This window comes from Pseudomonas sp. AD21 (assembly GCF_002878485.1).
In the GTDB taxonomy this organism is placed as follows: Bacteria; Pseudomonadota; Gammaproteobacteria; order Pseudomonadales; family Pseudomonadaceae; genus Aquipseudomonas.
On the sequence record NZ_NQYG01000026.1, the window covers coordinates 1 to 13,049 of the forward strand.

The 13,049-nt window shown below is 62.5% G+C and carries 11 protein-coding genes; 3 read left to right on the forward strand and 8 right to left on the reverse strand.

The window, feature by feature from the left end; all coding sequences use genetic code 11:
* The first annotated feature begins 100 nt into the window (after positions 1–100).
* The 3 genes from PseAD21_RS16615 to PseAD21_RS16625 all read left to right on the forward strand — a co-directional run bounded on the left by PseAD21_RS16615 (position 101) and on the right by PseAD21_RS16625 (position 3,847).
* On the forward strand, positions 101–1,027 hold the full coding sequence (locus PseAD21_RS16615) for a LysR substrate-binding domain-containing protein (RefSeq protein WP_102356614.1): 927 nt from the start codon (positions 101–103) through the stop codon (positions 1,025–1,027).
* Between the two features lie 103 nt (positions 1,028–1,130).
* Positions 1,131–1,757 (forward strand): glutathione S-transferase family protein, encoded by a 627-nt coding sequence (locus PseAD21_RS16620; RefSeq protein ID WP_102356615.1) that lies wholly within the window; start codon positions 1,131–1,133, stop codon positions 1,755–1,757.
* A gap of 59 nt (positions 1,758–1,816) precedes the next feature.
* Positions 1,817–3,847 carry a pyridoxamine 5'-phosphate oxidase family protein gene (locus tag PseAD21_RS16625; protein ID WP_102356616.1) on the forward strand — a complete coding sequence of 677 codons (2,031 nt, stop codon included), beginning with the start codon at positions 1,817–1,819 and terminating at the stop codon, positions 3,845–3,847.
* 135 nt (positions 3,848–3,982) lie between these two features.
* Here PseAD21_RS16625 and PseAD21_RS16630 read toward each other — a convergent pair whose 3' ends face one another.
* Genes PseAD21_RS16630 through PseAD21_RS16665 form a run of 8 tightly spaced genes read right to left on the reverse strand, consistent with a single transcriptional unit; the run spans position 3,983 to position 12,988 of the window.
* Complete coding sequence (locus PseAD21_RS16630) at positions 3,983–5,113, reverse strand: glycosyltransferase family 4 protein (RefSeq protein ID WP_102356617.1); 1,131 nt, start codon at positions 5,111–5,113, stop codon at positions 3,983–3,985.
* Complete coding sequence (locus PseAD21_RS16635; RefSeq protein WP_102356618.1) at positions 5,114–6,244, reverse strand: glycosyltransferase family 1 protein; 1,131 nt, start codon at positions 6,242–6,244, stop codon at positions 5,114–5,116.
* Complete coding sequence (locus PseAD21_RS16640; protein ID WP_102356619.1) at positions 6,228–7,604, reverse strand: glycosyltransferase family 1 protein; 1,377 nt, start codon at positions 7,602–7,604, stop codon at positions 6,228–6,230. Before PseAD21_RS16640 ends, PseAD21_RS16635 begins: the two co-directional genes overlap by 17 nt.
* Positions 7,601–8,866: an ABC transporter ATP-binding protein gene (locus PseAD21_RS16645; protein WP_102356620.1), complete on the reverse strand. Its 1,266-nt coding sequence runs from the start codon at positions 8,864–8,866 to the stop codon at positions 7,601–7,603. Before PseAD21_RS16645 ends, PseAD21_RS16640 begins: the two co-directional genes overlap by 4 nt.
* A complete protein-coding gene (locus PseAD21_RS16650) occupies positions 8,866–9,663 on the reverse strand; it encodes an ABC transporter permease (RefSeq protein ID WP_102356621.1) in 798 nt (265 codons plus the stop codon). Before PseAD21_RS16650 ends, PseAD21_RS16645 begins: the two co-directional genes overlap by 1 nt.
* The gene (locus tag PseAD21_RS16655) at positions 9,663–11,105 is read right to left on the reverse strand and encodes a mannose-1-phosphate guanylyltransferase/mannose-6-phosphate isomerase (RefSeq protein WP_102356622.1); all 1,443 of its coding nucleotides are present in this window, start codon (positions 11,103–11,105) and stop codon (positions 9,663–9,665) included. The genes PseAD21_RS16650 and PseAD21_RS16655 overlap by 1 nt, the downstream gene beginning before the upstream one ends.
* A 3-nt stretch (positions 11,106–11,108) precedes the next feature.
* Entirely contained in the window at positions 11,109–12,077 is a 969-nt protein-coding gene (gene gmd / locus PseAD21_RS16660) for a GDP-mannose 4,6-dehydratase (protein WP_007960806.1), read from the reverse strand.
* Positions 12,074–12,988, reverse strand: coding sequence for a GDP-mannose 4,6-dehydratase (locus tag PseAD21_RS16665; RefSeq protein WP_102356623.1), 915 nt, complete (start codon positions 12,986–12,988; stop codon positions 12,074–12,076). The genes gmd and PseAD21_RS16665 overlap by 4 nt, the downstream gene beginning before the upstream one ends.
* Positions 12,989–13,049 lie beyond the last annotated feature (61 nt).

Sequence of the window (13,049 nt, forward strand, 5' to 3'; positions counted from 1 at the left end):
GCCCGCTCCCACCATTGATCTTCGTTGCTTTGAGCATTGAGTTCGCTTAACTGATCGGCATTAGCCATTGCCGCGAGTTTTTATCCACTTCGGGGACACCATGGATCGCTTCCAGGAAATGCAGGTCTTCGCTGTCGTCGCTCAAGAGCAGGGCTTTGCCGTTGCGGCGCGGCGTCTGGGGTTGTCGGCCGCCAGCGTCACCCGCGCGGTGGCGGCGCTGGAGCAGCGCATTGGTACACAATTGCTGATCCGTACCACGCGCTGCGTGCACCTGAGCGAGGCCGGCCAGCGTTACCTGGAAGACTGTCGGAGAATTCTCGCCGAGGTGCAGGAAGCGGAAGACTCCGCCGCAGGCAGCCACACTCAGCCTCGTGGGCAATTGACGGTGACTGCGCCGGTGCTGTTCGGCGAGCTGTTTGTCACGCCAGTGATGGCGAGTTATCTGACGCAATACCCGGACGTTTCGATCAATGCGTTGCTGGTCGATCGGGTGGTGAGCATGGTCGAGGAGGGCATCGATGTCGCGGTGCGCATCGGTGAGTTGCCGGACAGCAATCAGCACGCGATCCGCGTCGGCGAAGTGCGGCGGGTAATCTGCGGTGCGCCGGGGTATTTCGCCACTCACGGTCGGCCGACCCATCCGCAGGCCCTGGCCAGTGCGCCGGTGGTGGCGACCTCATCCATCGGCCAGTTGCGCAGTTGGCCGTTTCTCGATGAGGGTGAGGCCATCGGTGTGCGGCCCGAACCGAGGCTGGTGGTTACCGCCAATCAGGCGGCGATTGCGGCGGCCTGCCTGGGGTTGGGACTGACCCGGGTGCTGTCTTATCAGGTGGCCGGCAAGGTGGCCTCGGGCGAACTGGAAATTGTCCTCGCCGACTTCGAACTGCCGCCGCTGCCGATCCACGTGGTGTATCAGGGCGGGCGCAAGGCGCCGGCTCGGGTGCGCAGTTTTGTCGACTATGCGGTGAAGGTGCTGCGCGAGCACCCAGCGTTGCAGAACGCCGCGTTATTTCATCCAGTGAAATAATCGATTGCGATTGCTGGTAATTCTGTTGCTTTGAGGATGAGTGGAAGATGGCGTCCAACGGTGCTGCCATCCCGAAGCGGCGCCACCTCCAGCGGAGTCGACCATGCAAGCGATCAAACTCTACAACTTCCCGCGTTCCGGCCACGCCCATCGGGTGGAGCTGATGTTGTCCCTGCTGCAACTGCCGACCGAACTGATTCTGGTCGATCTGGCCAAGGGCGAACACAAGCAAGCGCCGTTTCTGGCGATCAACAGTTTTGGTCAGGTGCCGGCGATCGATGATGGCGGTGTGGTGTTGGCTGACTCCAATGCGATTCTGGTGTATCTGGCGCTCAAGTATGGCAATGGCCGCTGGCTGCCGACCGATCCGCTGGGCGCTGCGCGGGTGCAACGCTGGTTGTCGGTGGCAGCGGGGCCGATTGCCTTTGGGCCGGCCGCAGCACGCCTGGTCACCGTGTTCGGTGCGCAACTGAACGCTGACGAACTCATCACCCGTGCCCACAACCTGCTCAAGGTGATGGAACTGGAACTGGGCAAGACCTCGTATCTGGCTGGCAGCGAGCCGACCATCGCCGACGTTTCCGCCTACAGCTACATCGCCCATGCGCCGGAAGGCAACGTGTCGCTGGACGACTACGCCAACGTCCGTGCCTGGCTGGCGCGGGTCGAAGCCTTGCGCGGTTTTGTCGGCATGCCGCGTACCGTCGCCGGTCTGCAAAAGACTGCCTGAAGGCTCGGCCTGGTTTGACCGGACCACCCTATTGCGCCAGCGGCGCGGGGAGAGGCGTGATGGAACGTTCACCGTGGCACGCTGGCGAGCAGCAATTGCAAGCCCATGTCGGCGTTGCCGAGCGTATGGAAGCTTTTGGTCGCAAGGTGATTCGCGACTGGATGCCGGATCAGCACCGCGCGTTTTATGCGCAATTGCCGTTCATGCTGTACGGCGCGGTCGATGCCGAGGGGCGTCCATGGGCCAGCGTGCTCGAAGGGGCACCGGGGTTCGCCGGTTCGCCCGATCCGCAGCGCCTGCAATTGTCCAGTCTGCCTGCGGGCGATGATCCGGCGCAGTTACACGACGGCGCGGCCATCGGTTTACTGGGCATCGAGCTGCACACCCGGCGGCGCAACCGCCTCAACGGCCATGTGGGCGGTCTCGACGCCGGCGGTTTTACGGTGATGGTGGATCAGTCGTTCGGCAACTGTCCGCAGTACATTCAACTGCGCCAGTTCCAGCGCGTGCCGCTGACCGATCCGCAGACACGGCCAGCGCAGCATCGCGACAGTCTCGATGACGCGGCCAGGGCCATGATCGAAAGCGCTGACACCTTCTTTGTCGCCAGCTACGTCGACGTCGACGGGCAACGCGCGGTGGACGTTTCCCATCGTGGCGGGCAGGCCGGTTTCGTCCGGGTCGAGGGCAATCGCCTGACCATCCCCGATTTTGCCGGCAACCTGCACTTCAATACCCTCGGCAACCTGCTGCTTAACCCGCGTGCGGGTCTGCTGTTCATCGACTTTTCCACAGGCGATGTGCTGCAACTGAGCGGGCGTACCGACATCATCCTTGACGGGCCACAGATCGAAGCGTTTCAAGGTGCCGAGCGCTTGTGGACGTTCGAGGTAGAGAAACTGGTGCGGCGTCCGGCGGCACTGGCCTTGCGCTGGCGCTTCGACGGCATGTCGCCGACCAGCCTGCTGACCGGCACCTGGGCCCAGACCGATGCACGTCTGCAGGCCAGGGCTCTGGGCGACAGCTGGCGGCCATTGCTGGTGACCCGCATCGAGCGGGAGAGCCAGCATATTCGCTCGATCTATCTGCAACCGGACGATGGCGCGGGCATGCCGGTGTTTCAGGCCGGACAGCATCTACCGCTGCGTTTCAATCTGGGCGGTGAAACACATATCCGCACGTACAGCCTGTCGAGTGCGCCATCGGATGATTTCTTGCGCATCAGCGTGAAGCGCGAGGGCCTGGTTTCAACGCATTTGCATCAGCAGATCCGCGTCGGCGATGTGCTGGAGGCACGGGCGCCACAGGGGCATTTCACGGTTGCGCCGCTGGAACAACGGCCGCTGGTGCTGCTGGCGGCGGGTGTCGGGATCACGCCGTTGCTGTCGATGCTGCGCGAGGTGGTGTATCAAGGCCTGCGCACCCGGCGGATTCGGCCGACATGGTTGCTGCAAAGTTCGCGCAGCCTCGCCGATCAGCCGTTTCGCCAGGAACTTGATCGTCTGCTGGAAAACGCGGGTGATGCGGTACGGGTGATGCGCTTGCTCAGCCAGCCCGAAGCCGATGTGCAAGAGGGTGAGGATTTCGACCGGCACGGGCGCATCGATGGGGCCCTGCTGCGCGATCTGCTGGAGGTCGAGGATTATGACCAGATCGATTTTGTCGTCTGTGGCCCCGGCGGTTTCACCCAAGGCCTGTACGACAGCCTGCGCGACCTGGACATTCGCGATGCGCGGATCCATGCCGAAACCTTCGGTCCCTCGACACTCAAGCGCCAGCCGGACCCGGATGCGGTTGTCATCGAGCAGCCACCGGCCGCCATTACGCCAGTACCGGTGATGTTCGAACGTTCTGCCAAAGAGGCGCGCTGGCAGCCGGACGGCGGCAGTCTGCTGGAGCTGGCGGAAAGCCGTGGGCTGCGACCCGAGTTCAGTTGCCGGGGTGGTTCGTGCGGCACCTGCAAGACACGTCTGATCAGTGGCGCGGTGAATTATCCACAGGCTCCGGCCGATATGCCGGAAGAGGGGCAGGTGCTGATTTGCTGTGCGGTGCCGGCGCAGAGCGAACAACTGCTGGTGCTGGATTTGTAACCCGATCTTCCTTTCACCCAATACCCCTGTTGGAGCGAGCCTGCTCGCGAATGCAATCTGTCAGTCGCCATTGATATCTGAAAGGACGCTTTCGCGAGCAGGCTCGCTCCAACAGGGGCATTCACCGGTCAATCATCAGGCGTAGGACAGGTCTTTCTCTTCCAGCAGTTCCTGATACAACTCGGTCCACTTGCGGCCCATTTCATCGGCGGTGAACAACTGCCGGTAACGCACCTCGGCCTTCACCCCCATGGCCGCCGCACGCTCCGGGTTGTCCCACAGGGTGCGCATCGCCTCGCGAAACGCCAATGGATTGCTCGGTGGAACCACCAGCCCGGTTTCGTTGTGGATATTGATGTAACTGGTGCCGGTGCCGATTTCGCTGGAGATCATCGGCTTGCCGTACATCGCGCCTTCGAGCAGCGAGATGCCGAATGCTTCGGAACGCAGGTGCGAAGGGAACACAATGGCGTAGCTCAGTTGCAGCAGGGCGACCTTGTCTTCATCGCCCAGGCGCCCGAGGAAGTGGATATTGCGCAGGCCCAGCGCAGCGGCCTGGGCGTGCAGTTCCAGCTCCAGCGGGCCGGCGCCGACGATCACCACCGGGTAGTCCACGTCCTTCAAGGCGTCGAGCAGGATGTGCAGGCCCTTGTAGTAACGCATGACCCCGACGAACAGAAAAAACTTATCCCCAAGCTGCTGGCGCCAGCGGTTCATGCGTTCACTGTCGGCCTGTGGATAACCGGCCTTGTTCAAGCCGTATGGAATCACCCGGGTCTTGTCCTGGAACTGCTGCAACACGTCGCTGGTGTGCAGGTAGTTCGGCGAGGCCGCGACAATTCGGTCGGCGCTGGCGAGGAAGCGGTTCATCAGCGGCCGGTAGAGTTTGAGCAGATGCTTCTGGCGAATGATGTCCGAGTGGTAGGTGACCACGCTCGGTTTATTCATGCCGCTGGCGAAATGCACCAGGTCCATGAACGGCCAGGGGAAGTGGTAGTTGACCACATCGGCTTCGGCGGCCAGCTCGCGAAACTGTTTGAACACACTCCAGGAGAACCCGGTGGAGGCGAACTGAATGTCGAGTCTGGCGCGGTGCACTTCGTGCTGGCCCAGTTGCACCACGGGTGGCGTCGGGTCGGCGCTGAGGGTCAGGACCTGGCCGTCGATGCCGTGATGCGCGCCGCTCTCGCACAGTTGGAAGATCACCTGCTCGATACCGCCGACCGAGTCAGGCAGGTAGGTTTTGAAAAAATGAAGAACTCGCATTCAGCCTCCCATGGCCTGGCGGTAGGCACCGGCCGTGGCCTGTGCGCAACGTTCCCAGGAAAAAAGCCGCGTCCGGTGCAATCCGGCTTCTCGGCAGGCCTGCCAGTGCGCTTGATCGTCGATCAGGCGATTGAGCGCATCGCGCAAGCCGTGTGCATCGTCAGGTTCAATGTAGTTGCCCGCCGGGCCGGCGACTTCCGGCATGGCTGAAGAGCCGGTGAGGATCACCGGAGTGCCGCTGGCCATGGCTTCCAGTACTGGCAGGCCGAAGCCTTCGTACAGCGACGGAAACACCAGTGCGCGGGCGCCGGCCAGCAGCTGCGCCACCTGTTCATCGGGCAGATAGCCGAGCAGGCACACGTGCCCTGACGCCAAGGCCTGACGCAGTTCGTCACTGAACTGCGTCTGTTGCCAGCCGGCCATGCCGACGATCAGCAGTGGAAAGCGCTGGCGCACGGCCTCTGGCAGCAAGGCATGGGCCCGCAGGGCCAGGCTCAGGTTCTTGCGCGGCTCCAGGGTGCCGACGCACAGGAAATACTCGCGCGGGGCCACGGCGTGCGCCTTGAGCACGGTCTCGATGGTGTGCGGTTCCCGTGGGTGAAAACGCTCGGCCACACCCAGTGGCGCCACCACAAAACGCTCGGCGGGCAGGCCGAAATAGGCCTGGGCCTCGTCGGCAATCGCTTGCGAGTCGGTCAGAATCCGCTGCGCCTGTTGCACGCCAGCGGTCAGGCGCCGTTCGATTTCCTTGAGGCGCGCCGCCGGTTGGGTGTCGGGGAAATGCAGATGTGTCAGATCGTGCAGGGTGATCACGGTCGGGCCATTGAAGGCCAGCGGCCACAGGCTCGGTTCGTGATACAGGTCGAGGTCTTGCGTGCGGCCCTGATCGAAGCGTTTCTGTTCCAGCCAGCGCCGTGCCTGATAGGCGCCGGGGATCTGCCGCAGCAGCGGCGTCAGCCGTGAGTAACCGGGCATGGCTGCCTCCGGCAGGGCCGAGCTCCAGCCCCAGCCGTGAAACAGCGCCACCTCGACATCGGTGCTGCTGCGCAAGGCGCGCACCAGTTCGGCGACGTAATGGCCGATGCCGGTGCGTGGCGCCTGAAGAATCCGCGCGTTAAGAGCAATGCGCATGCTGACTCTCGGGCGCGGGCAGTGAGCGGTTCAGGTTGCGCTCGATGCGCTGGACCAATTGCGCGCTGGCTTCGCGCCAGCTCAGCCAGCGCCATTGATCCAGGTTCATGGTCGCCGGAAACACCCCGGACTGTTCCAGTCCGATCACCAGATTAGTGAGGCTCTGCGGGTTGTCCAGAGCGAAGTACGCCATGTAATCGCCGCCGATTTCGCGGAACACCGGGATGTCGCTGGCCATCGCCGGCAGCCCGCGTTGCATGGCTTCCACCAGCGGCAGGCCGAAGCCTTCGACATGCGACGGGAACACCAGCGCCGTGGCGTGGGAGTAGGCGTGCTCGAGGCTTTTGTCCGAGAGCGTGTTGAACATGAACAAGCGGCGGTTCAGTTGCGGGTGCTGGCGGATCCGCTCGATGAGTGCCTCGCACTTCCAGCCGATTTTCCCGGCGATGCACAACCGTGCCTTGGAGCCAGCAGCCCAGGCCCGTTCGAAGGCATCGAGCAGATAGGCGTGGTTCTTGCGCGGCTCGATGGTGCTGACCATCAGGAACACCGGCTCCGGGCTCTTGAACATGTGCAGAAGGTTGCGATCGATTTCCGAGGCGGCATCGCTCAGGTCCAACTCGGAACCGAGGTGGAAATAGTCGAACCAGCGTTGCTGGACCTGTTGCGTGCCGATCCGGCGCACCATCTCCTGGCGCACCTGATCGCGGATGGTGGTCGAGATCGCGACATAGCCGTCCGCCGTGCGTGCGATCCAGTCGAACCAGTCGTTGAACACCTTGACCAGGCCCGCGTCGCAAAACTGCGGATGGGTCAGCGGGATCAGATCGTAGATCACCGAAACGATGCCCACGCCATCGCGTTTGAGCTGTTCGGCCAAGGGGAAAAAGTTGGCGTGCCAGGACGAGTCGAGCAGCACCAGTTGATCGCCGGCCCGGTGTTGCAACGGCACGCAGCGCTCGGGCACGGGTTTGCCCTTGAGCAGGCGCCCGAGCACGCGCATCGGCAGGCTGAAACAGGCGAACGCCGTCAGCCGACAGAGCACGTACAGCACCCGCCGGGCGAAATGCGACTGGCTGAACGGGCGGCGGCGTTCGAGCGCGCGATGGCGCAACCAGAAGTTGTTGGCCCACTGTTCCAGCTTCACCCGCAGGCTGGTCAGATTGATTTTTGGGGTTTTGATCGGGGCCAGGCTTTTCACCTGATACAGGGCGCCGTCGAGCATCACCACGGGGATGCATTCGCGCTCGGCGTCGGCGTCGGGCAACTGTTGAATGACGTTGCGCACCACCCGTTGAATCCCCGAGTTGGCGGACGGGTGTTCGAAGACGTATGTGCACTCCACCAACAGTCGTGTCATCGCGAGATCTCCTTGTCAGGCAATTGCTCTGTGCGTTCACTGGAGCGGCTGATCTCGGTCCGGGCTTGCAGCCACGAGCAGCCGACGAAGTCTTCCTGGCGATTGTTGATGACATGGAAGACCAGGCCGTAATCGCGCCATTCGAAATTGCGATCCAGGTGCGAATCCAGCCGCGACAGGCTCAGCGCCACCGAATAGCTGCCCTTGCCCAGGCGCATGTCGAAGGCGAAGCGGAAGGTCACTTGTTCACCGGCACTCAGGTCGTTGATTGCCTGATCCTGACGATGGGTATTGATCCCGTAGATCGCCTGGCCGAGGCGATCCTTGATCAGAAAGCCCAGCACCAGGCGCTCGATGTCCTCGCGGACTTCGGCCTGCACTTCCAGCACCACCGGCTGGCCGACTTCCGCCACTTCCAGACTGCGACCCTGAGCGTCGAGCAAACGCACGCTGACTATCCCCGCCTCACCGGTACCGGAAATGGTTTGCACCTGGCCGTTGGCGAGCATTTCCTGGCGCACGATCTGGCCTTCGCGCTGGGCGAGCATGGCGTTGTAGTAGTCCATGACTTCTTCGGGTTTGCCGCGCATGGCCAGGCGGCCGTTTTCCAGCAGGATCGCGGTGTCGCAGATCGACTGAATCGCCGAACGGTCATGGGACACGATCAGCAGGGTGGTGCCGGCCTTGCGGAAGTTGCGGATGCGCTCGAAGCTTTTGTGCTGGAAGTAGGCATCGCCCACTGACAGCGCTTCATCGACGATCAGGATGTCCGGGCGCCGGGCGGTGGCAACACTGAAGGCCAGGCGCATCTGCATGCCGCTGGAATAGGTGCGCACCGGGTGGTCGATGGCTTCGCCGATTTCGGCAAAGCTCTCGATTTGCGGCATCAGCGCTTCGATCTCTTCGACCTGCATGCCCAGCAACTGACCGGCCATGAAGGCGTTCTGGCGGCCGGTGAAGTCCGGGTGAAAACCCATGCCCAGTTCCAGCAGGGCGGCAACGCGACCTTGCAGTTGTATCTGCCCGCAACTCGGTTGCGTGGTGCCGGTGATCATCTTCAGCAGCGTGCTTTTACCCGCGCCGTTGACCCCGACGATGCCGACGGCTTCGCCGGGCTGAATCTCGAAATCGATGTCCTGCAGGACCCAGTGCAAGTGGTTCCGGGTGCCCGAAAACGGCACCAGCCACTCGAACAACCGGCTCCAGCGATTGGGGTATTGCTTGTAGGCCTTGCCCAGGCCGCTGACGCGTATATGTCCCATCAGAGTTCATCCACCATTTCGCCGACGCGTTGCCGGAACAGACGCAGGGCCATGGCGCAGAACAGCAGGCCGATGATCAGCAGTGGCATCAGCGACGGCCAGTTCGGCCACTGGTTGTAGAGGAACACGTTCTGGTAGCTGGTCATCAGCGGCGTCATCGGGTTGAGGCTGATCAGGTGCTGGATACCCGGCGGCAGGATCGACAGCGGGTAAACGATCGGCGTCAGCCAGAACCAGAACTGCAGGCAGATGCCGAACATCTGCCCGACATCGCGGAAGAACACGTTGAGGATGCCGAGGATCATCCCCAGCCCGGCGGCGAAGATCACCTGCACGATCAGCAGCGGAATCAGTGCCAGCAAGGCCATGCCGGGCAGGCGTCCGCTGATCAGCAGAAAACCGAAGAACAGCGCCAGGATGATCGCGAAGTTGATCCCGGCGTTGAGCAGCGCAATCACCGGCAGGCAGATGCGCGGGAAGCTGATTTTCTTCAGCAGGTTGGCGTTTTCCAGAAACATGCTCTGGCTGCGCGAGGTGATTTCCGCAAACAGCCCCCAGGTCAGCAGGCCCGCGCACAGGTAAACGCTGTAGGCCAGGCCATCATCCACACCCGGCAGGCGTGCGCGCATGATCTGGGAAAAGATCACCGTGTACACGACGATCATCGACAACGGATTGAGCACGGTCCACAGCGCGCCGAACAGCGAATTGCGATAACGCGCCTGAAACTCCCGCTTGACGCTGCCGAGGATGAATCCGCGGTAGCTGCGCAGCGAGCGGTACAGGGAAAGCAGCATCAAACCGTCCTGCCGTATTGGTCTTCAAAGCGCACGATATCGTCTTCGCCCAGGTATTCACCGCTTTGCACCTCGATGATCACCAGATCGATCACGCCGGGGTTTTCCAGGCGATGCCGGTGGCCGGCGGCAATGAACGTCGATTCGTTCTTGGCCACCAGATGGGTACCGGTACCGTTGTTGGTGACCTTGGCCATGCCTTCGACCACCACCCAGTGTTCGTTGCGGTGATGGTGCATTTGCAGCGACAGCTTGCCGCCGGGCTTGACCACGATGCGCTTGATCTTGAAGCGCGGGCCTTCCTCGAGCACGGTGTAGGTGCCCCATGGGCGGCTGACCGTACGGTGCAGGCGATAGGCTTCGTGGGATGTGTCCTTGAGCTGTCTGGCGACGCGCCGCACATCCTGGGCGCGGTCGGCGTGGGCCACCAGCACCGCGTCGGCGGTGTCGACGATGATCAGGTTATCCACACCCACTGTGGCCACCAGCCGGCCTTCGCTCTGCACGAAGTTGTTGTGGCTGTCGATGAAGATCGCTTCGCCGCTGGCGCGATTGTTGTCGGCATCGGCCGGGACCAGCGCCGCCACGGCGCCCCACGAACCGATGTCGCTCCAGTCGAAACCGGCGGGCACCACCACGACTTTTTCCGAGCGTTCCATCAACGCGTAATCGATCGAGATATCGGTGATTTCAGCGAACAGTGCCGGCGACAGTTCCTGTTGCAGGCAACCGACAGTTTCGATCGGGGCGCTGGCGGCCATGCAGGCGCGGGTTTGCTCCAGCAGTTCAGGCGCGTGCAATTGCAACTCGGCAATCACCGTGGCGGTGGTGAAGCAGAACATGCCTGAATTCCACAGGAAATTGCCGCTTTCCAGATAATGCGTAGCGGTTTGCAGATCGGGCTTCTCGACGAAACGCTGTACTTTCGCCGCGCCTCTGGCGTCCAGCGGGGCACCGGTTTCGATGTAGCCGAAGCCGGTTTCCGGGGCGCTCGGCACCACGCCGAAGGTCACCAGGTAACCGTCCTTCGCCAGATTGACGGCGTGTTCAACGGCGCTCTTGAGTGCGTCCTGATTGACGATCAAATGGTCGGCGGGCATTACCACCATGATTGCCTCGTCACCGTGCAACGCCTGCAGCGACAGCGCGGCAGCAGCGATCGCCGGGGCGGTGTTGCGCCCGGTCGGCTCCAGCAGGAAGTGCCCGCGATGGCGCGACACGTGGGCCGCGCAATAGTGATCCTTGCTCTGGAAGTAGTACTCGCGGTTGGTCACCGTGACGATGTCGCCCCAGCCGTCCAGCAATGCGGCGGCACGCTGATAGGTCTTGCCGAGCAGCGACTGGCCGTCGGGCAGGCTCATGAACGGCTTGGGATGGCCCTCGCGGGACACTGGCCACAAACGAGTGCCGGCACCGCCGGACAGAATCACGGGGATCAGCATGACCTACTCCTTGGCGACGCGTTTCATGTCCGCATCCATCATCATGCGGATCAGGGTGTCGAGGTCGGTTTTCGGTTTCCAGCCCAGTACGCGCTGCGCCTTCGCCGGATTGCCGAGCAGCACTTCGACTTCGGCCGGGCGGAAGAACGCCGGGTCGATCTTCACGTAGTCGCGGTAGTTCAGGCCGACGTGATCGAAGGCGATACGGCACATCTCGCGCACGGTAGTGGTGACACCGGTGGCGACCACGAAATCGTCAGGTTTGTCCTGTTGCAGCATCAGCCACATGGCTTCGACGTAATCACCGGCAAAGCCCCAGTCGCGTTTCGCGTCGATGTTGCCCAGGGCCAGTTCCTGCTGCTTGCCCTGTTTGATGCGGGCGGCGGCGTCGGTGACCTTGCGGGTGACGAATTCGATGCCGCGCAGCGGTGATTCGTGGTTGAAGAGGATGCCGCTGCTGGCGTGCAGGTCGAAGCTTTCGCGGTAGTTGACGGTGATCCAGTGGCCATAGAGTTTGGCCACGCCGTAGGGGCTGCGTGGATAGAACGGGGTGTTCTCGTCTTGCTGTTCAGCCTGGATCAGGCCGAACATTTCGCTGGTGGACGCCTGATAGAAACGGGTGTGCGGGCTGAACTGGCGGATCGCTTCGAGCAGGTGGGTCACGCCCAGGCCATCGACGATACCGGTGGTCACTGGTTGATTCCAGGACGCGGCGACAAAGCTTTGCGCGGCCAGGTTGTAGACCTCGTCCGGCGCTGACTTGATCACCGCGCGCTGCACCGAGCAGGCATCGGCCATGTCACCGTCCAGGTAGACGATGTCGCCTTCGACGCCCATCTCGCGCAGACGCCAGCGCGAATCGCTGCTGCGCCGGGCGACCAGACCGTGAACCTTGTAGCCCTTGTCGAGCAGCAGTCGGGCCAGATAAGCGCCGTCCTGGCCGGTGATCCCTGTGATCAGTGCACTTTTCATTCTTGTCGTACTCGCTGCTCCCAGTCGGACAGGATCGCCCGCAGGGATTGTTGTGTTGTGATTTCAGGCGTCCATCCCGTGGTCTGGGCCAGCCTTGCGTGACTGCCGCAAACGCGACGCTGATCCGCGCGGCGCATGCGCGCCGGATCCTGGACCAGTTGCAGGTCGACCTCGGCGAGGTCACCCATCTGCTCGATCAAACTACGGATGCTTTGCTCACGGCCCGAGCAGATGTTGTAGACCCGCCCCGGCGTGCCTTTCTCCAGCAATGCGAAGTACGCCGAGATCACATCGCCGACATCGAGGAAGTCCCGCGTGACGTCAATGTCGCCGACCTCCAGTTGCGGAGCCTGCAGGCCTTGTTTGATGCGGTTGATCTGGCGCGCAGCACTGGCAATGACAAAGTTGTCTTTCTGCCCGCTGCCGATGTGGTTGAACGGTCGCGCCACCAGCACCGGCCAGCTTTCGCTCAGGCCCCATTGCAGGCTGAGAAATTCAGCCGACAGTTTGCTCACCGCGTACGGATTGCGCGGGCAGGGCGCTTGCTGTTCGGTGATGGGCAGGGCGCTTTCGTCGACCTGACCATAGACGTCGCCGGAGCTGACATACAGGAAGGTCCCCTGAAATCCGCGTGCCTTGAGGGCCTGCAGCAGGTTGAGGGTACCCATCAGATTGATTTCGAGAGTGCGGGCCGGATCGCGGAACGCTTCGGGAACGAAGGTCTGGCCGGCCAGATGAATCACCGCGTCGGGCAATTGCGGCCACAGGTCGACGAAGCTTGGTGCTGCCGTGAGATCGTAGGGTGCGGTGGCAGGCAGCAGCTCCCACGTCGAGTCAGGCTGAGCCAGACGTGACTGGAGATGTTGTCCCACGAATCCACTGAGGCCCGTGATGAACAGACGCTTTTTCAAACAGCGACCCCTTGGTCTTTAACGTTCGCCACTTTCCCACAGGCTTTGAGGAGAAGTCTGT

Excerpts from the sequence above, each read along its gene's own strand:
- PseAD21_RS16625 (WP_102356616.1), top strand. The coding sequence starts at position 1,817 with ATGGAACGTTCACCGTGGCACGCTGGCGAGCAGCAATTGCAAGCCCAT.
- PseAD21_RS16635 (WP_102356618.1), bottom strand. The coding sequence starts at position 6,244 with ATGCGCATTGCTCTTAACGCGCGGATTCTTCAGGCGCCACGCACCGGC.
- PseAD21_RS16645 (WP_102356620.1), bottom strand. The coding sequence starts at position 8,866 with ATGGGACATATACGCGTCAGCGGCCTGGGCAAGGCCTACAAGCAATAC.
- PseAD21_RS16620 (WP_102356615.1), top strand. The coding sequence starts at position 1,131 with ATGCAAGCGATCAAACTCTACAACTTCCCGCGTTCCGGCCACGCCCAT.
- PseAD21_RS16655 (WP_102356622.1), bottom strand. The coding sequence starts at position 11,105 with ATGCTGATCCCCGTGATTCTGTCCGGCGGTGCCGGCACTCGTTTGTGG.
- PseAD21_RS16615 (WP_102356614.1), top strand. The coding sequence starts at position 101 with ATGGATCGCTTCCAGGAAATGCAGGTCTTCGCTGTCGTCGCTCAAGAG.
- PseAD21_RS16630 (WP_102356617.1), bottom strand. The coding sequence starts at position 5,113 with ATGCGAGTTCTTCATTTTTTCAAAACCTACCTGCCTGACTCGGTCGGC.
- PseAD21_RS16640 (WP_102356619.1), bottom strand. The coding sequence starts at position 7,604 with ATGACACGACTGTTGGTGGAGTGCACATACGTCTTCGAACACCCGTCC.
- gmd (WP_007960806.1), bottom strand. The coding sequence starts at position 12,077 with ATGAAAAGTGCACTGATCACAGGGATCACCGGCCAGGACGGCGCTTAT.
- PseAD21_RS16650 (WP_102356621.1), bottom strand. The coding sequence starts at position 9,663 with ATGCTGCTTTCCCTGTACCGCTCGCTGCGCAGCTACCGCGGATTCATC.